Below are 18,293 nucleotides of genomic sequence, written 5' to 3' on the forward strand. Positions count from 1 at the left end.
GGTTAACGTTCACCCTACATTCCCCGTTCGCGTTACACTAGGGTTAACGTTCACCCATCATTAACGTCAGAGGGGACAGCAATGGGTTGCAATCAGATTCTGGACCGTTACATCGAGCAGTTGATCGAGACCTCGACGCCGCAGGCGCCGGCCTGGAACATCGAAAAGCTCCGTGCCGGTAAGGAGAACACTTGGAACTACATCGATGGCTGCATGATCAAGGCGCTCATCGAGCTGTACGAGATCACGGATGAGCAGCGCTACCTGACCTTCGCCGACGACTATATCGACTTCTTTGTCCAGGACGACGGCACCATCAAGCATTACAACCCCGACGAGTACAACCTCGACAACGTCAATGCCGGCAAGACCCTCTATAAGCTCTACGATCTGGTGGGCAAGCCCAAATACCGTGCCGCCATGGACACCATTTACCGTCAGCTCGAGACCCAGCCGCGCACCAAAGAGGGCGTCTTCTGGCACAAGGCCGTCTACCCCAACCAGATTTGGCTCGATGGCATGTACATGGCGCAGCCGTTCTACATGCAGTACGAGCTGAGCTTCCACAACCGCCGTGCCTGCTCGGACAGCTTCCATATGTTCCAGGTCGTGCACGATCTGATGCGCAATCCGCTCAACGGCCTGTACTATCACGCCTACGACGCAAGCCGCAAGCAGTTCTGGTGCGATCCGGTCACCGGCCTTTCGGCCAATTTCTGGCTGCGCGCCGAGGGTTGGTTTGCCATGGCGCTCATCGATACCTGGGAGCTCATGCCGCCTTCGATGTCGGCCGAGAAGGACGAGATCCGCAAGATGTTCCACGACCTGATCGATGCCATGCTGCCGTATCAGGATGAGAAGACCGGCATGTGGCACCAGGTCATCAACCTGCCCAACATCGCCCCCAACTATCTGGAGGAGAGCGGTAGCGCCATCTTTGCCAATGCCATCATGAAGGGCGTGCGCTTGGGCGTGCTGGGCGAGCGTTATTACCAGTATGGTCGTCGTGCCTTCGACGGCATCTGCGAGACCTGCCTGTCCGAGCATGATGGACAGCTGGCGCTCGACAACATCTGCCTGGTTGCGGGCCTGGGCAACACCACGCACCGCGAGGGCACGTTTGGCTACTACATGAGCGAGCCCATCGTCAAAAACGACGCGAAGGGCGTGGCGCCGCTGGTGCTGGCCTATATCGAGACCATGCACCACGACAAGCTAGCCGGCAAGCGCGATCCGCTGGCCCCTTCGGGCGTGTGCTCCATCGAGGACCCGTTTGGCGGATACACCCCGGGCATCAACGCTTGCAAGGGATGTGAATAGCGTGGGAGCCATTACTCCGGGCGTGCGCCTGCACGACCTTCCGCAGGGAACGGTCGAGGAGCGCATTCGCATGGCGGGCGAGCTGGGCTTTTCGTGCATCCAGCTGCCGAGCAAGGTGCTCTATAAGTCGATGGGCATCAACCGTTTGGGCCTTACGCGCGAGCTTGCCGACCACCTTCGCGCGGTGCTCGACGAGGCGGGGGTTTCGGTTGCTGTGTTCGGTTGCTATAAAAACCTGGCGACCCCCGATCGCCAACAGCTTATGGACAACTTTGCCGAGTACGAGGCATGCCTGAATTTTGCCAAGATGCTCGGCGGTTGCCCGGTGGGTACCGAGACCGGTCGTCCCAATGTGCAGAACGCCGTGGCGGACGACCGCATGACCGACGAGGCGCTCGACGCATTTGTGGAGGGTCTCAAGCATATCTGCACTCGTGCCGAGGCCATGGGCGGCCAAATCTTGATCGAGCCCGGCTGGAACGAGACGGTTAACACACCCCAGCGTTGCCGCGAGGTGCTCGAGCGTGTGCCGAGCTCGGCGCTCGGCGTGATTTACGACCCGGTGTCGCTGCTGCACCCCAGCGTTGTCGGTGAGGCGCAGGAGATTACGTCGCACATGCTCTATCTGTGTGGCAGCAAGGTTCGCGTGCTGCATGCCAAGGACTACGAAGTCGTGGATAACGAGGATGAGGCCGGCTGGTGTGACGGCACGGGCTCGCGTCTGGTGTGCCATGGCGTGGGCGAGACGGGTCGCTACGACTTTGAGCCCGTCGTTGCCTGGGCCGCTGCCGCCTGCCCGGGCATTCCGTGTGTGGTCGAGAACAGCGTGCCGGCGACGGCAGCCGGCTGCTTGACGACGCTCGAGCGTATGTCTGCTCGTTGCGAAGGTGCACATCGAGAGATGTAGCGTGGCTGGCGGCCGCTACGGGCGGCCGTCTTGCCGGTACTGGGCAGCATCTGGAACTGCCCGTTATTGTGTTGATGCGAATCAGAGGGGAATCGCGTGGCTATCCACATTGTCGAGGAAGCAAATCGTTGTCTGGGTTGTAAAAGGGCGTTCTGCCAGATCAAGGGCTGCCCGGTGCAGACGCCTATCCCGCAGGTCATCGATCTGTTTAAGCAGCGTCGTCTAGAAGAAGCGGGCGAGTTGCTGTTCCAGAACAACCCCATGAGCGCGGTCTGCTCCATGGTGTGCAACCATTCGGGCCAGTGCGAGGGTTCGTGCATTCAGGGTCGCAAGGGCACGCCGGTGCACTTCTCGAGCATCGAGAACTATATCTCCACGGCGTATCTCGATCGCAAGGAGTGGAAGCCCGCCCCGTCGTGCGGCAAGCAGATTGCCGTGGTCGGCTCGGGTCCTGCCGGTATTACCGTGGCTATTAAGATGGCCCAGCTGGGCTGCGCCGTTACCGTGTTTGAGCAGCGCCCCGAGATCGGCGGCGTGTTGGAGTACGGCATCCCCGAGTTCCGTCTGCCGCGCTCGCTGGTGCAAAAGTACCGCCACGTGATGTGCTCGCTCGGCGTGCGCGTGCGTCCCTCGACCACCATCGGCGGCGCGCTGCATATCGACGATCTGCTGCGCGACGGTTATGACGCGGTCTTTGTGGGCACGGGCACCTGGCGTGCTCGCAAGCTGGGGATTCCTGGCGAGTCGCGCGGTAACGTGCTGTTTGGCATCGACTACCTGGTCGATCCCACGAGTGTGGCGATCGGGCAGAATGTGGCAGTTATCGGTGCCGGCAATGTTGCCATGGATGTGGCCCGCACGGCTCTGCGCTCGGGCGCTCGCAAGGTTACCGTGTATGCCCGCTCGCGCCACATCTCGGCAATTGACGACGAGGTCGAGCTGACCGAGCTCGACGGCGCCGAGATCGTGTGCGGCAAGGCTATCTGCGCCATCGACGACAACGGCCCCGTGTTCGAGACGGCCATCTTCGACGAGGACAACAACGTGGTGGGCTACGAGGAAGAGCTCGACCATGCCGCGGCCGATACCATCGTCATCGCGGCCTCGCAGGTGCCCAAGGACAAGCTCGTGCTTACGACGGGCGGCTTGGAGACCGACCATCGCGGCCTGCTTTCGGTCGATGAGCACGGCATGACTACCGTGCCCGGCGTCTTTGCCGCCGGCGACGTGGTCAATGGCCCGCTCACGGTCGTCCATGCCGTAGCCGGCGCCAAGCTCGCCGTCGAAGGCATGACATCCTACCTGGGTCTCTAATCCATCCCATCCTTATCAGTTGCGGTGAAATACGGACTGTTTTGGCTGTCAAAGGCCTTATCTAATCCGTATTCCACCGCAACTTTTTGTGGGGTGGGCTAGAGACGCTGCATGCGGTACCCGACACCCATGTGCGTCTGAATCATCTTGGGATGAGAGGGGTCTGCCTCGATCTTCTTGCGCAGGGTGCGCATGAACACGCGCAGGCTCGCCAGATCGCTGTCCCAGCTCGTGCCCCATATCTCGCGGGTGATGAAGGTGTGGGTGAGCACCTTGTCGACGTTTTTCGCCAGAAGGACGAGCAATTTGTACTCGGTTGGGGTGAGCGAGAGCTCGCGTCCGTCTTTCGTCGCGTATCCCGCGGCGTAGTCGATATGCAGCGGACCGTTGTCGAACGTGCTCGCTTCTGTCGACTCGCTCGACGCCATCGAGGAGCGCCTCAAATTCGCGCGGACGCGCGCGAGCAACTCATCCACAGAAAAGGGCTTGGTGAGGTAGTCGTCTGCCCCTGCGTCAAGTGCTGCAATCTTGTCGGAATCTTCGGTGCGCGCCGAAATGACGATAATGGGGACTGCCGACCAGCTTCGGATCTTCGTGATGACCTCGATACCGTCAATGTCGGGAAGGCCGAGGTCGAGCATGATGAGGCTGGGGCCGTGCGACACCGCATCCATGATGGCGGCCTGGCCGTTGCAAACCTTGCTCACGACATAGCCGTGGAGGTCAAGCGCGGTCGAAACGAGGTTTTGAACGGTCAGGTCATCTTCGACCAGGAGGATGCGTGGCTTAGCGACATTATTCATGAATCTCGATCTCCTCAGCGGGCAGGGTAAAACGGAAGACGGCCCCATGGGGGTGGTTGTCGCGAACTTCGATGACGCCGCCATGCGCCTCCACGATGGAGCGGCAGAGCGACAGCCCAAGGCCGATGCTTCGACGCGAATCCACGGGCCGCGTATTGCCTGAGGTAAAGAAGCGCTCAAAGATATGAGGCTTGTCGCAGTCTGCCACACCCGGCCCATCGTCTGCGACGTCCACCACGACGAACGCACCCTCGCGACGCGCGCTGATGGTGACAGTCGAGTCCTCGGGCGTGTACTTGAAGGCGTTCATGATGAGATTCGTAAGCACCTGCATGATGAGATGGACGTCGATGCGTACCAGCAGGATGTCGTCAGTGTGCTCGATGGTGACGGCACGTCCATGCGATGCTTGGGCGACATGGCTGAGGGCGGCCTCGATGACTTCGTCGATGAGCTCGGATGTTAAGTTGAGGCGAATGGTGCCGTCCTCGACGCGTGTGATGGCGAGGAGGTTCTCCACGGTATCGATAAGCCAGAGGGAGTCGTCGTAGATGGCATCGGCAAGATCGCAGCGTTGTTCGAGGCTGAGCTTCTCGTCGCTCTTCCGAAGGATTGCCGCAGATCCGGATATAGCCGTGAGGGGTGTCCTCAAATCGTGGCCGATGGAGCGCAAAAGGTTGGCGCGCAGCTGCTCGTTTTTCGCCAAGACCGCAGCCTCTTCGCGCTCTTGCGCCGCCCGGTCGCTTTCGAGCGCCAAGGCGCATTCACCTACGATAGATAGGACGATCGAATGCTCGAAGGCTTCGATTTCGCGCCCCTCCAGGTCGATGCCGATGACACCGAATACCTTGTCGCCGGTACGAACCGCGAGGTAGAGACAGCGCGCCTCAGGCAGGGTCCGCGTGCTTGCGCCCGCGCGCTTGTTGTTGGTGTAGGTCCAGGTTGCAACGGCGCGCTCGTAGTCGGTGAACAGCGACGCGGATCGGTTTTCGGTGCCAGCGGACTCATAGAGGGTCTTGCCGAGCGTGCCGTGCTCGGCGGTGTAGAAGACCACGTCGAGTTTTAGCAGTTTGACGAGTTGGTTCATGGCGACGCGGGCACACTCCTTCGCGCTATGGGCTTGCTGCAAGAGCTGGTTCGTTTCGAGGAGTACGCGCGTTTTGAATGCGTTCTCGGCGGAGGTACGGGCGTTGTCGGCGATGCGCGCAGTTAACTCGCCGGCGACCATAGCGGTAGCGAACATGATGCCGAACGTGACCAGATAGCTTCGGTCGTAGCTGGCGAGCGAAAACAGAGGCGTGACGAAGCAGAAGTTGTAAAGCACTACAGAGAGCACGCTCGATACGATCGTGCAGATACGCCCCGTCGTGGTGACGGCGGTCAGCAGGGCCGTGAGGATATAGAGGGATATGATGCTGGAATCGGCAAATCCCAGATGGCGGAAAGCCGTGCCGATCGCCGTGGCGACAAGAGAGAGGGCCAGCGTGCGAAGCACGTTTCGGCTGTTGGGCGGCTGCAGGGCGACCGCGCGGCGGCGTCCTTTGGGCCGGGAGGGCGGAGTCGACTGGTCTGGAATGATGTAAATGTCGAGGTTCGGGGCGAATGTTATGAGCTGTTCTACGAGAGATTTGCGGCCGAAGAGGGCCTGACGGACGCTGCTGCGCTCGCCCGTGCGCCCCATGACGATCTTCGAAATACCCGACAGGCGCGCGAACTCGGAGATCTGAAACGCGATGTCGTCACCATAGACGGTTTCCATATGTGCTCCGAGCTGCTCGGCTAGGGCGATATTGGCTGCAAGCTTGGCGCGCTCATCATCGCTCATGGCCTGCGTGCGCGGGCTCTCTACGAACAGGGCGACGAGCTCGCTGCGAAACGCTTTCGCCATGCGTGCGGCGGCACGGACGATGCGGGGATTGGTCGGCGCCGGGGAGACACAGACTAAGATACGCTCCCTGGTGTAGTAGTCACGGTTTCCCAGCACGCGTGCGGCATCTGTGAGGTGGCCGGTGCGATCGGCGCAGCGGCGCAGCGCGATTTCTCGGAGTGCGGTGAGGTTCTCGACGGTAAAAAAATGCTGTTGCGCTCGGTCGGCTTGTGCGGGACGGTAGACGAGGCCGGCGCGAAGGCGCTCAAGTAGGTCTTCGGGCTCTATGTCGACGAGCTCGACCTGGTCGGCATCATCGAAGATACGGTCGGGGATTCGTTCGCTCACGACAACGCCGGTGATGGATGCAACCATGTCGTTTAGGCTCTCGATGTGCTGAACGTTCACGGTCGTATAGACGTCGATTCCCGCATGTAGAAGTTCCTCGACGTCTTGATAGCGTTTGTCGTGGCGAGACCCCGGCGCATTCGTATGGGCAAGCTCGTCGACAAGGATGAGCTGAGGGGCGCGTTCGATAGCCGTATCTAGATCGAACTCGCTGAGCGCAATGCCGTTGTGCTCGATGAGTTTACAGGGCACGTTCTCAAGCCCTTGTGCAAGATGGGCAGTTGCCGGACGTTCGTGCGGCTCGATGTATCCCGCGACGACGTCGACACCTCGCCGCTTGGCGGCGTGGGCGGCTTGAAGCATCGCATAGGTTTTGCCTGCGCCAGCAGCGTAGCCAAAGAAAATCTTGAGGTGTCCCCGGCTGGTTCGAGCGTCATCGGCGGCCTCGTCTTTCTCAATTGCCTTGAGGATGAGGTCTGGGTTGACGCGAGTGTCCGATGCGTCGCGCTGCATAGCGTAGCCTTTCTGAAACGTTGTCCATGCGTGCATACGCGGTGAGGACGCCACTGTATGCTCGCGAGGTCGAGTATAGGCGCACTGCAGCCGCAATAGTGCTTTCTACCTGCATCTTTACGGCATCTTAAGGACGTGAGCCCCGGCCCTCACGCCTCTTTAATCCCTAGAAGCGTTTACTGTCCCCAGACGCTTGCGAGAGCAGGCGTCCGAGACATCGGACCGCGCGTGAAAGGGGCGGTAAATGGACATCCTCATTCCCATCATCGGAGTCGTCTGCATTGGACTCCTTATCTATTACATCTACATTCTGATGAGGAGTGATTCGTAAACTATGGACGCTGCGATTCAGTACATCTTGTACTTTGCCGTGCTCGTCGTCCTGGCCGTTCCGCTCGGTCGGTTCATGGCCCATATCATGGATGGTGAGCATACGTTCCTGTCGCCTGTGATTGCTCCTGTGGAGCGTGGCGTCTATCGTCTGCTTCGCATCGACGCGGCAGAGCAGATGGGGTGTAGGCGCTATCTGGCGAGCGTGCTGGTCTTTTCGGGGATCGGCCTCGTGGCTCTTGTGGCACTCCAGGCGTTTCAGTCCTTCTTGCCAGGCAATCCCCAGCACCTGCCGGGTGTGTCATGGGACCTGTCGTTCAATACGGCTGCTTCCTTCATAACCAACACCAACTGGCAGTCCTACTCCGGTGAGACCACCCTGTCCTACCTTGTGCAGTTCATGGGTCTCACCGTGCAGAACTTCGTTTCCGCCGGCACCGGTATCGCGGTCATGTTCGCGCTGATCCGCGGCTTCCGTCAGGTCAAGGAGCAGGGTCTGGGTTCCTTCTGGGTCGACCTCACCCGCACCGTCCTGTATGTGCTCATCCCGCTGAACCTCGTGTTCGGCATCTGCCTGGCTGCCGGTGGCGTCATCTCCAACTTCCAGCCGGCTCAGAAGGCTGAGCTCGTAGAGCCCGTCGCTGTCCAGCCTAATGCAGACGGCGGCTGGAGCGTCATCGACGGCGCCGAGATCGAGGGCGACACGGTCAAGGTCGACGGCAAGGTTGTCGAGGGCGCGCGCGTGGTCACCGAGCAGTTCCTGCCCCAGGGTCCCGCGGCTCCTCAGGTCGCCATCAAGCAGTCCGGCACCAACGGCGGAGGCTTCTTCGGAGTGAACTCCGCTCATCCGTATGAGAACCCCAGTGCCTTCACCAACATCATCGAGATGACCAGCCTGCTGCTGATCCCGGCCGCCTGTTGCTTCACCTTCGGTATCGGCGTCAAAAACACCAAGCAGGGCAAGGCCATCTTTGCCGCCATGTTCATCCTGCTGGTGATCTTCGCCGGCATCATCGCCCTCAACGAGCATGCGGGCACCCCGCAGCTGGCAGATGGCGGCGCGGTCAACATCGAGATGACCGATGGCCAGGCTGGCGGCAACATGGAGGGCAAGGAGAGCCGCTTCGGTATCGCCTCCTCTTCCACCTGGTCCGCTTTCACGACGGCTGCTTCCAACGGCTCGGTTAACTCCATGCACGACTCCTACACCCCGCTGGGCGGTTTTGTCCAGATGCTCCAGATGGCTCTGGGCGAGGTCGTCTTCGGCGGCGTGGGCTGCGGCCTGTACGGCATGATCGGCTTCGCCATCCTCACAGTGTTCATCGCCGGCCTCATGGTCGGACGCACGCCTGAGTTCCTGGGCAAGAAGATCGAGCCGGGCGAGATGCGCTGGGCAGTTGTCCTGTGCCTGGCAACTCCGTTTGCCATTCTGGTGTGTTCGGCCATCGCCTGCATGGTGCCCGGTCTTGCCGACCAGCTCAACAATGGTGGCGCGCACGGCTTCTCCGAGGTGCTGTATGCCTTCACCTCATGCGGCGGCAACAACGGCTCGGCGTTTGCAGGCATGAACTGCAACATTCCCTGGATCAACGTCATGCTCGGCCTCGAGATGCTGTTCGCCCGCTTCATGCCCATCATCGGTACGCTGGCTATCGCCGGCTCGCTGGCCAAGAAAGGTAAGGTCGCCGAGAGCGCCGGTACCCTGTCTACCACCAACGGCATGTTCGTATTCCTGCTCGTGTTCATCGTTCTGCTGATCGGTGCCCTGAGCTTCTTCCCGGCCCTGGCGCTTGGCCCCGTTGCCGAGTTCTTCCAGATGATTGCGTAAAGGAGGGCGCAGATTTATGGCTATGCAAAAAGACATGATGGGCCGCGCGGTCCGCGACTCGTTTGCCAAGTTGGATCCTCGCGTCCAGATTCAAAACCCGGTCATGTTCCTGGTGTGGCTTTCCGCCGGCATGACCTCCGTCCTGGCCGTCGCTTCCATCTTCGGTGTGCAGGACGCGGGTGTGCCCACCTACTATGTGGTCGCCATCGCGGTCATCCTGTGGCTCACAGACCTGTTCTCGAACTTCGCCGAGGCGCTTGCCGAGGGCCGCGGTAAGGCTCAGGCCGATTCCCTGCGTGCGGCCAAGAAGGATGTCGAGGCCCATCGCATCGAGTCCGTTGAGGACAAGGAGCACTTCACCGTCGTTTCCGGCACCGAGCTTACGCGCGGCGACCTGGTGATCGTACGCGCCGGCGAGCAGATTCCCGGCGATGGCGACGTCATCGAGGGCGCTGCCTCCGTTGACGAGTCCGCCATCACCGGCGAGTCCGCCCCCGTGGTCCGCGAGGCCGGCGGCGACCGCTCTGCCGTTACCGGCGGTACCACGGTGCTATCCGACTGGATCATCGTCAAGATCTCCAGCGAACCCGGCCAGAGCTTCCTGGACAAGATGATCGCGATGGTCGAGGGTGCCGCGCGCAAGAAGACCCCTAACGAGATCGCTCTGGAGATCTTCCTGGTGGCCCTCTCTATCGTCTTTATCCTGGTCACGCTGGCCCTGTATTGTTACTCCTGCTTCTCGGCCGGTCTTAACGACATGGTCAACCCCACGGCCGTGACCACGCTCGTGGCACTGCTCGTGTGCCTGGCTCCCACTACCATCGGCGCCCTTCTGTCCGCCATCGGTATCGCCGGCATGAGCCGTCTGAACGAGGCCAACGTGCTGGCCATGTCCGGCCGCGCCATCGAGGCCGCCGGCGACGTCGACATCCTCATGCTCGACAAGACCGGCACCATCACCCTGGGTAACCGCCAAGCCGCCGAGTTCATCCCGGTCGACGGCGTCGATCCCGCGGAGCTGGCCGATGCCGCCCAGCTTTCCTCGCTGGCCGACGAGACCCCCGAGGGTCGTTCCATCGTCGTGCTCGCCAAGGAGCAGTTCGGTCTGCGCGGTCGCACGCTCGAGGATAAGGGTATGGAGTTCATCCCGTTCACCGCGGCAACGCGTATGTCCGGCGTGAACTACGAGGGCAATGAGATCCGCAAGGGCGCTGCCGATTCCGTGCGCACTTATGTGGAGGCAGCCGGCGGCGTGTTCTCCCAGGAGTGCGACGAGGCCGTCGAGCGCATCGCCAAGGCCGGCGGCACCCCGCTGGTCGTGACCAAGAACTGCCGTGTGCTGGGCGTTGTGTACCTTAAGGACATCATCAAGTCCGGCGTTAAGGAGAAGTTCGCCGACCTGCGCCGCATGGGTATCAAGACCATAATGGTGACGGGCGACAACCCGCTCACCGCCGCGGCAATCGCCGCCGAGGCCGGCGTTGACGACTTCCTGGCCGAGGCCACCCCTGAAGGCAAGCTCGAGAAGATCCGCGAGTTCCAGCGTGAGGGGCACCTGGTCGCCATGACCGGTGACGGCACCAACGACGCGCCCGCTCTGGCCCAGGCCGACGTCGCCGTGGCCATGAACACGGGCACCCAGGCTGCCAAGGAGGCCGGCAACATGGTCGACCTCGACTCCAGCCCTACCAAGCTCATCGAGGTCGTGCGTATCGGCAAGCAGCTGCTCATGACCCGCGGTTCGCTCACGACCTTCTCGGTGGCCAACGACATGGCGAAGTACTTCGCTATCATCCCGGCCCTGTTTTCGCCGATCTACCCGGGCCTTGGCGCGCTCAACATCCTTGGTCTGGCAAGCCCGCTGTCCGCGGTTCTTTCGGCCATCATCTATAACGCGCTCGTTATCGTCGCGCTGATCCCGGCCGCGCTGAAGGGCGTTAAGTACCGCGAGGTCCCGTCCGGACAGCTGCTGACCCACAACCTGCTCGTGTGGGGTCTGGGCGGCATCGTTGCCCCGTTCGTATTCATCAAGCTCATCGACATGCTGCTCGCGTTCTGCGGCATTATGTAAGTGGAGGTTTGTATGTTCAAAGGTGTTGCATCGCGCGCACTGGGCGTGTTCGCGCTGTTTACCGTTGTCTGCGGCCTGGGCTATACGCTCGTCGTGACCGGCATCTCCCAGGTTGCGTTCCCGTATCAGGCGAACGGTTCGCTCATTACGGTCGACGGCAAGGTTGTGGGTTCCGAGCTCATCGGCCAGAACTTCGATGACGAAGCCCACATGTGGGGTCGTATCCAGAACGTGTCAATTGTCGAAGGCGAAGATGGCGGGCTCATGGCGTATGGTGCCCCGTCCAATTTGTCCCCGGCGAGTGATGAGTATCGGCAGCTTGTGGATGCGCGCGTGAAGAAGATCCGCGCCGCCAACCCCGATGCCGATATGGACGCTGTGCCCGTCGACCTGGTGACGTGTTCGGGGTCCGGCCTCGACCCGGAGATCTCTCCGGATGCCGCCGAGTACCAGGTCCCGCGCCTTGCCAAGGCCACGGGCAAGAGCGAAGGCGAGGTGCGCGAGATCATCGCCCGGTGCACCAAGGGCCGATTCCTGGGCGTCTTCGGCGAGCCCACGGTCAACGTGCTCAAGGTGAACCTTATGCTGGACGGCGCGCTGTAGGTGAGGGAGTGGCGGATGAGGGCATGACTGACTACCTGAGCCCTCAATTCCACTCCGCCCATCAGTTGCGGTGAAATACGGACTGTTTTGCCTGTCAAAAGCCTCATCTACTCCGTATTCCACCGCAACTTTTTTGTGAGGGTCGGGATTGAAGGTGGGGAGTGCGAGCGAGTGCGAATGCGGCGGATACTGATACGATAGGTACGTTAGCAACTGCCGCCGAGCGGCTCAAACGAAAGGAAGCCTGTATGGAGTCCTCTGCCTATCCGATGCTCTTTAGCCCCATCAAGGTTGGTACGACCGAGGTTAAGAACCGTGTCTTTATGCCGCCGGTATCCACTAACCTGGCCGACCATGGCTATGTGACCGACGACCTGGTCGACCACTACCGCGCTCGCGCCAAGGGCGGCGTGGGCCTCATCATTACCGAGGTTGTGACGGTCGAGCCCACCTATACCTACCTGCCGGGCGACATGTGCTGCTACGACGACACGTTCATTCCCGGTTGGGAAAAGCTCGCCGCCGCCGTGCACGAGTATGGCTGCAAGATCATGCCGCAGCTCTTCCACCCCGCCTACATGGCCTTTAATATCCCGGGTACGCCGCGCCTGATCGCTCCGTCCTTCGTGGGCCCGTCCTATGCCCGCGAGGCACCGCGCCCCATTACGGTTGACGAGATCCATGAGCTCACGCACCAGTTTGGCGACGCTGCCGTGCGCATGCAGAAGGCCGGCGTCGATGGCGTCGAGGTCCATGCGGCGCATGCCCACGGCATGCTCGGCGGCTTCTTGACACCGCTCTACAACAAGCGTACCGACGAGTACGGCGGCTCGCTCGATGCTCGCATGCGCTTCCTGCTCGAGGTCATCGCCGAGATTCGCGAGCGCTGCGGCAAGGACTTCATCATCGACGTCCGCATCTCGGGCGATGAGTACACCGATGGCGGCCTGACCCTCAACGACATGATCTATGTCTCGCGTCGCCTGGAGAAGGCCGGCGTCGACATGATCCACGTGTCGGGCGGCACCACCATCAAACGCGGCTCCGCGATTCCCGCCGCCGGTACCCAGCAGGCCTCGCACGCCGCCTGCTCGCGTGAGATCAAAAAGCACGTGAACATTCCCGTCGCCACGGTCGGCCGCATCAACGAGGCATGGATTGCCGAGGAGCTGATCGAGGACGGTGCCGCCGACATCTGCATGATGGGTCGCGCCAACCTGTGCGATGCCGAGTTCTGCAACAAGGCGGCTGCCGGCAACGCCGACGAGATTCGCCCCTGCATCGGCTGCCTGCGCTGCCTGAACGGCATCATGTTTGGCAAGCGCATCTCCTGCACCGTTAACCCCGATGTCGAGCGCGACGAGGCCGGTTACGAGCCTACCGCCGAGGCCAAGAACGTGCTCGTTGTGGGCGCCGGTCCCGCTGGCATGGAGGCGGCATTCATTGCCGCCAAGCGCGGACACAACGTGGTGCTCGTGGACAAGCAGGACGAGCCGGGTGGTGAGATGCGCATCGCGGCCGTCCCGCCGGCAAAGCAGGAGCTCACCCGCGTGATTAAGTACCAGTATCGTCGTCTGGCCGGGGCCGGCGTGAAGTGCGTCTTTGGTACCGAGCTTTCGGCCGAGGACATCCAGCGTGACTACGCCGGGTACGAGGTTGTCCTGGCCTATGGCGCCGAGCCCATCGCTCCGGCCTTTATGCAGGGCTTTAAGCAGGTCATGACGGCTGACGACCTGCTGGGCGGCAATGCCTTCCCGGGCAAGAAGATCGTCATCGTGGGCGGCGGCACCGTCGGCTGCGAGACGGCAGACTACCTGGCCCCGCTGGTCAACGACCTGTCGCCGGCCAACCGCGACGTCACCGTCATCGAGATGACCAAGACCCTTGCCGCCAACGAAGGTGGCGCCGGTCGCGCGGTGCTCATCACGCGCATGCTCTCCAAGGGCGTCCACGTGCTGACCGAGGCCAAGGTGACCGAGATCACCGAGGACACCATCAGCTACGAGAAGGACGGCGAGATCCACACCATCACCGGTGCCGATACGCTGGTGCTCGCTATGGGTTATCGTCCCAACACCAAGCTTGCCGACGACCTGGCAGCTGCTGGCGTTACCACCCACGTGCTGGGCGACGCCAACAAGTGCGGCAACATCCGCGACGCCATCGGCGACGGCTACAAAGTGGCCTGCGCCCTCTAGTCAACCCCTTGGTGCATGGGGGTCAGGTTACTTTGCACCAACCTGGCGCATACAAACCTGGCACCTTTGCACCAATCGACAGATAGGAAATAGCGGCGGCTGCCTTGCGTGTTGGGGCAGCCGCCGCTTGCGTATGCCGGAGTCGATGACCGTTCGCCCGTGAAAAGCTGCCGTTCACGGAGTGCAACAAAATGGGCAGCGTATTGGCTTCGCCCTTGCAGATGAAGCAGACATGCACCATGACCTGCGAAGATGTTCCAAACCACATCGAATTGCTCAATCGTTTAAAAACGATGAGGCAATAAACGCGTTCCCTTGCGGTTAACTGATAGTCGAAAGGAGGCGCCATGAGGCCAACGAAGCGACAGATCGATACCCTGCGTTATCTCAACGATTGCGGCGAGGTCGAGCTCAAGCAGCTTTGCTCGGTGCTGGGCGTCACCTCGGGCACGGTTCGCACCGAGCTCCATGCGCTCGAGGACATCACGGTCCCAGCCGGCGTGTCGGTCCACCTGACCCCCGGTAATGTCGTGACGGTCGAGGGCGCGCATAACCTTCTCAACCTTTTGACCGAGCTCGCGAGCGATGCTGCGATCGGCACCGACGAGCTTATCAGCCTTTATCTCATCTTTGCGGATGGCTTTGTGACCATGCAAGAGATTGCCAACGCGCTGCATGTGAGCAAGTCGCTTGTCGAGAAGCGCATCGCCCGTCTCAAGACCGATGGCGCCATGCCTATCAAATCCGAGCGCCGTCTGGGCGTCGCCTTCGGCGGCACGCCGTACGAGCGCGTCACGACCTGCGTCGACCTGCTGCTGCCCTATGTGCCCGGCGTCGACTTCCTCATGGAGCTGGCGGTTGTCGAGGGCGAGGGCATCCCCGTCTTCGAGGGCCTGTCCCGCAAGCGCATCGAGGCGGGGGTCGCGTTTGCCCGCGTGCTTCGCAGCGATGCCAACGAGAGCCTGACCGACGACGCCTACCGCCGCCTGCTGCTTTCCGCGGTGTTCCTGCTGAGCGACGGCGCTCCCGGCACCGACGATTCCGCGATGTTCGAGATCGGCGTGGACGCCGCCACGCCCCAGCCGTTCGACCTGGACGGCTCGCTGGTCCAGCTCGCGTCGCTGCCCGACGCGCTGCCGTATCGCCGCCGCGTGGAGAAGGCCGCGCGCGACAACCGCGCGAGCTTCACCGAGTCCCAGCTGCGTTTTCTCGCCGGCCTCATGGCTTCGGTCCGCAAATCCCGCAAGCTCGATCTCGACGAGGTCGCCCAGGAGATGGACGCCTTCGTTCTTGAGCTGCTCGGCGACATCGCCGACACGCTCGCCGTCGACCTGCGTTCCGACCGCAAGCTCCGCCAAGGTTTTTCGCTCCATATCTACACGACGGTCATCCGCCGCGACAACGTTCCCACGGTGCTCGATCCGTATCAAGAGGAGGAGATCAAGCACCGCTACCCGCTCGGCTTCGAGATGGCGACGGTCGCCGCCAACAAGATCGACGCGGCGTTCGGCTATCGCCTGAGCGAGACCGAGATCGTCTACCTTGCCCTGCACTTCCAGGTCGCGCTCGAGCGCCAGCTCTCGGACCGCCGCGAGATGACGGCCGCCGTGGTCTGCCATTACGGGCAGGCCGCCGCCAACCTCATCGCCGAGAAGGTGGGACGCCTGTTTCCCGCGCTCCATATCAAGGCCATCCTGTCGCTGCAGGACTACCTCGATTGCGAAGAATCCTTCGACATGGTGCTTGCCACCGAGCGCATCCCGCCCACCAAGGCCGAGGTCATCTATGTCTCGCCGGCCCTGCGCGGCAACGAGATCGATCGCATCCGCCAGTGCGTCAACGACCGCATCGATACCGACATGATCGTCAAACGTATCGAGGAGGCCGACGTGATCGACCTGCCCGAGGGCATCGACCGCGATGGCGTGCTGCGCCTGATGGTCGACCACCTCGTCGCCCTCGGCGCCGTCGGTGAGGACTTCTACGATTCCGTCCGTGCGCGCGAGGAGCTGAGCCCCACGAGCCTCAACTGCATCGCGGTGCCGCACGGCAACCCCGAGATCATTCGCGAGTCGCACCTGGTGATCGGCCGTGCGCCGGCTGGCGTGGACTGGGGTGACACGGAGGTCTCGTGCGTCTTTCTCTTCGCATGCTCGACCGATATCCTGCGCGAGCACGCGAGCGTCTTTTCCAAGTTTTACCGCAGGCTCGCGAGCCTCGATAAACAGGGTGCCATCAGCGACCTCAACGGGGTGCCCGCCGATATGTTTCGGCAGAAGCTGATCCAGGTCATGTCCCAAGAATCCGAATAGGAGGAACAAATGCTCGAAACCATGATGTCCCCGGGCGACGTCCATATCGGCGTGCGCCCCGTGGAGCCCACCAAGGAGGCGGCCATCAAGGCGGTCTCGGGTCTGTGTCTGGATTCCGGCGCGTCGTTCGAGGAGCTGTGCGACGCGTTCAACAAGAGAGAGGAGGAGGGGTCTACGGGGTGCGGCGGCGGTATCGCCATCCCGCATGCCAAGATCGCCGGGGAGGTGACCCCCAAGGTCGTGGTGGTTCGCTTTGCCGAGCCCATCGAATGGGAGGCCATCGATGACGAGCCGGTCAACGTGGCCGTCTGCCTGGTGATGCCCATGGTCGACGAGGGCAACACCCATCTGGCCGTGGTTTCGCGCTTTGCAAGGAAGCTCGCGTCGAGGGACTTCATCGAGAAGCTCAAGACGATTCCGACCGAGGCCGAGCTGTATCAGTATCTGATCGAGAACGTGGAGGACTGACAATGAAAGTCGTCGGTGTAACCAAATGCCCAACGGGCATCGCGCACACCTATCTCGCAGCCCAAAAGCTGGAGGAGGCGGGCAAGGATCTTGGCTATGAGGTTAAGATCGAGACCCAGGGTTCCCAGGGAACCGAGAACCGTCTGACGTCGGCCGAGATCGCCGATGCCGATTACGTGATCATCGCCGCCGATGTGGCGATCGATGAGAAGGAGCGCTTCGCCGGCAAGCAGCTCACCGAGATGGAGATCAAGCCGGTCATCAAGGATGCCGCGGCCGTGCTCAAGGCCCTGCCCGAGACGTCCAAGCAGATGGGTGGTACCGCCGTCGCTGCCGCAAGCGATGACGCCGCCAAGGTGAGCCCCGTCAAGGCACTGATGAACGGCGCCTCGCACATGATTCCGTTCGTCGTGGTCGGCGGCCTGTTCATCGCCCTGTCGATCGCGCTGGGCGGTACCGCCACCAAGGACGGCATGGCCGTCGCCGAGGGCTTCTGGGGCACCATGAACGCCATCGGTGGTGCAGCGTTCGGCCTCATGTACCCGATCCTCGCGGGCTACATCGCCTATTCGATTGCAGGTCGAGCGGCGCTCGCCCCGGCTATGATCGGCGCTCAGGTTGCAGTGACGCCGGCCATTCTGGGAACCGAGGCGGGTACCGGATTCCTGGGTTGCATCGTCATGGGTTTCGCTGCCGGATACCTCGTCAAATGGTTCAACAGCTGGCCCGTTCCGCAAGCCATTAAACCCATTATGCCCATTTTCGTCATCCCGTTGGTCGGCACCGGGCTTATTTCCGCCGTCTTCATCCTTGTTCTTGCCCAGCCCGTCGCTTGGCTCATGACGTCGCTCAACGCCCTGCTCGCGAGCCTCGCCGCCGATACGTCGACCTCGATCCTGCTCGGCCTGGTGCTCGGCGGCATGGTCGCCGTCGACATGGGTGGCCCGGTCAACAAGGTCGCCTTCCTCTTCGGTACCGCCGCCATCGCCGAGGGCAACCCCGAGATCATGGGCATGGTCGCCGCCGCGATCCCCGTGCCGCCGCTGGCCTGCGGTCTCGCCACGCTCATCTACAAGAAGGGCTTCAATGACGAGCAGAAGAGCTCCGGCGTGTCCGCCCTGCTCATGGGCCTGATCGGCATCACCGAGGGCGCTATTCCCTTTGCCGCCGAGGATCCCGGCCGTGTGCTGCCGAGCATCATCGCCGGCTCCGCCGTCGCCGGTGCCGTCGCGGGCGTCTTCGGCATCACCGACGTCGTGCCTCACGGCGGTCCTATCGTCGGCGTGCTTGGCGCTACGAACAACCTGCTGCTGTTCCTGGTTGCCATCCTCGCCGGCACGCTGGTCGCTGCTGCTCTGATCGCTGCCTTCAAGAAGGCTGCAGACTCCAAGAAGGCTGCCGCCTAGTAGAG

At 62.0% G+C, this 18,293-nt stretch carries 12 protein-coding genes; 10 read left to right on the forward strand and 2 right to left on the reverse strand.

What is annotated here, in order from left to right; genetic code table 11:
• Positions 1-81: 81 nt before the first annotated feature.
• The 3 genes from OIL88_03435 to OIL88_03445 all read left to right on the forward strand — a co-directional run bounded on the left by OIL88_03435 (position 82) and on the right by OIL88_03445 (position 3,541).
• A complete protein-coding gene (locus OIL88_03435; protein ID HJI71423.1) occupies positions 82-1,320 on the forward strand; it encodes a glycoside hydrolase family 88 protein in 1,239 nt (412 codons plus the stop codon).
• 1 nt (position 1,321) lies between these two features.
• Entirely contained in the window at positions 1,322-2,227 is a 906-nt protein-coding gene (locus OIL88_03440) for a sugar phosphate isomerase/epimerase (protein HJI71424.1), read from the forward strand.
• Positions 2,228-2,323: 96 nt separating this feature from the next.
• Positions 2,324-3,541 carry an FAD-dependent oxidoreductase gene (locus OIL88_03445; protein ID HJI71425.1) on the forward strand — a complete coding sequence of 406 codons (1,218 nt, stop codon included), beginning with the start codon at positions 2,324-2,326 and terminating at the stop codon, positions 3,539-3,541.
• A 98-nt stretch (positions 3,542-3,639) separates the two neighbouring features.
• On the opposite strand, the gene OIL88_03450 is transcribed toward OIL88_03445, so the two are convergent.
• On the reverse strand, positions 3,640-4,344 hold the full coding sequence (locus OIL88_03450; GenBank protein HJI71426.1) for a response regulator transcription factor: 705 nt from the start codon (positions 4,342-4,344) through the stop codon (positions 3,640-3,642).
• On the reverse strand, positions 4,337-7,072 hold the full coding sequence (locus OIL88_03455) for a sensor histidine kinase KdpD (GenBank protein ID HJI71427.1): 2,736 nt from the start codon (positions 7,070-7,072) through the stop codon (positions 4,337-4,339). Before OIL88_03455 ends, OIL88_03450 begins: the two co-directional genes overlap by 8 nt.
• A 334-nt stretch (positions 7,073-7,406) precedes the next feature.
• On the opposite strand from OIL88_03455, the gene kdpA reads away from it, so the two are divergent.
• The 7 genes from kdpA to OIL88_03490 all read left to right on the forward strand — a co-directional run bounded on the left by kdpA (position 7,407) and on the right by OIL88_03490 (position 18,288).
• The gene (gene kdpA, locus OIL88_03460; protein ID HJI71428.1) at positions 7,407-9,230 is read left to right on the forward strand and encodes a potassium-transporting ATPase subunit KdpA; all 1,824 of its coding nucleotides are present in this window, start codon (positions 7,407-7,409) and stop codon (positions 9,228-9,230) included.
• A gap of 16 nt (positions 9,231-9,246) precedes the next feature.
• Positions 9,247-11,301, forward strand: a complete 2,055-nt coding sequence (gene kdpB, locus OIL88_03465; protein HJI71429.1) for a potassium-transporting ATPase subunit KdpB — start codon at positions 9,247-9,249, stop codon at positions 11,299-11,301.
• Positions 11,302-11,313: 12 nt separating this feature from the next.
• Positions 11,314-11,904 (forward strand): potassium-transporting ATPase subunit KdpC, encoded by a 591-nt coding sequence (gene kdpC / locus OIL88_03470; protein ID HJI71430.1) that lies wholly within the window; start codon positions 11,314-11,316, stop codon positions 11,902-11,904.
• Positions 11,905-12,152: 248 nt separating this feature from the next.
• On the forward strand, positions 12,153-14,102 hold the full coding sequence (locus OIL88_03475; protein HJI71431.1) for an NAD(P)/FAD-dependent oxidoreductase: 1,950 nt from the start codon (positions 12,153-12,155) through the stop codon (positions 14,100-14,102).
• 347 nt (positions 14,103-14,449) lie between these two features.
• Positions 14,450-16,414, forward strand: coding sequence for a PTS sugar transporter subunit IIA (locus OIL88_03480; protein ID HJI71432.1), 1,965 nt, complete (start codon positions 14,450-14,452; stop codon positions 16,412-16,414).
• Positions 16,415-16,423: 9 nt separating this feature from the next.
• Positions 16,424-16,882: a PTS sugar transporter subunit IIA gene (locus OIL88_03485; protein ID HJI71433.1), complete on the forward strand. Its 459-nt coding sequence runs from the start codon at positions 16,424-16,426 to the stop codon at positions 16,880-16,882.
• 2 nt (positions 16,883-16,884) lie between these two features.
• Positions 16,885-18,288, forward strand: coding sequence for a PTS fructose transporter subunit IIBC (locus tag OIL88_03490; protein ID HJI71434.1), 1,404 nt, complete (start codon positions 16,885-16,887; stop codon positions 18,286-18,288).
• Positions 18,289-18,293: the final 5 nt, after the last annotated feature.

This window comes from Coriobacteriaceae bacterium (assembly GCA_025992855.1).
Classification (GTDB): Bacteria; Actinomycetota; Coriobacteriia; order Coriobacteriales; family Coriobacteriaceae; genus Collinsella.

What these genes read in the sequence shown, in the direction of transcription:
- kdpA (HJI71428.1), top strand. Translation starts at nt 7,407, where the DNA reads ATGGACGCTGCGATTCAGTACATCTTGTACTTTGCCGTGCTCGTCGTC.
- OIL88_03435 (HJI71423.1), top strand. Translation starts at nt 82, where the DNA reads ATGGGTTGCAATCAGATTCTGGACCGTTACATCGAGCAGTTGATCGAG.
- OIL88_03485 (HJI71433.1), top strand. Translation starts at nt 16,424, where the DNA reads ATGCTCGAAACCATGATGTCCCCGGGCGACGTCCATATCGGCGTGCGC.
- kdpC (HJI71430.1), top strand. Translation starts at nt 11,314, where the DNA reads ATGTTCAAAGGTGTTGCATCGCGCGCACTGGGCGTGTTCGCGCTGTTT.
- OIL88_03455 (HJI71427.1), bottom strand. Translation starts at nt 7,072, where the DNA reads ATGCAGCGCGACGCATCGGACACTCGCGTCAACCCAGACCTCATCCTC.
- OIL88_03475 (HJI71431.1), top strand. Translation starts at nt 12,153, where the DNA reads ATGGAGTCCTCTGCCTATCCGATGCTCTTTAGCCCCATCAAGGTTGGT.
- OIL88_03450 (HJI71426.1), bottom strand. Translation starts at nt 4,344, where the DNA reads ATGAATAATGTCGCTAAGCCACGCATCCTCCTGGTCGAAGATGACCTG.
- OIL88_03480 (HJI71432.1), top strand. Translation starts at nt 14,450, where the DNA reads ATGAGGCCAACGAAGCGACAGATCGATACCCTGCGTTATCTCAACGAT.
- OIL88_03490 (HJI71434.1), top strand. Translation starts at nt 16,885, where the DNA reads ATGAAAGTCGTCGGTGTAACCAAATGCCCAACGGGCATCGCGCACACC.
- kdpB (HJI71429.1), top strand. Translation starts at nt 9,247, where the DNA reads ATGGCTATGCAAAAAGACATGATGGGCCGCGCGGTCCGCGACTCGTTT.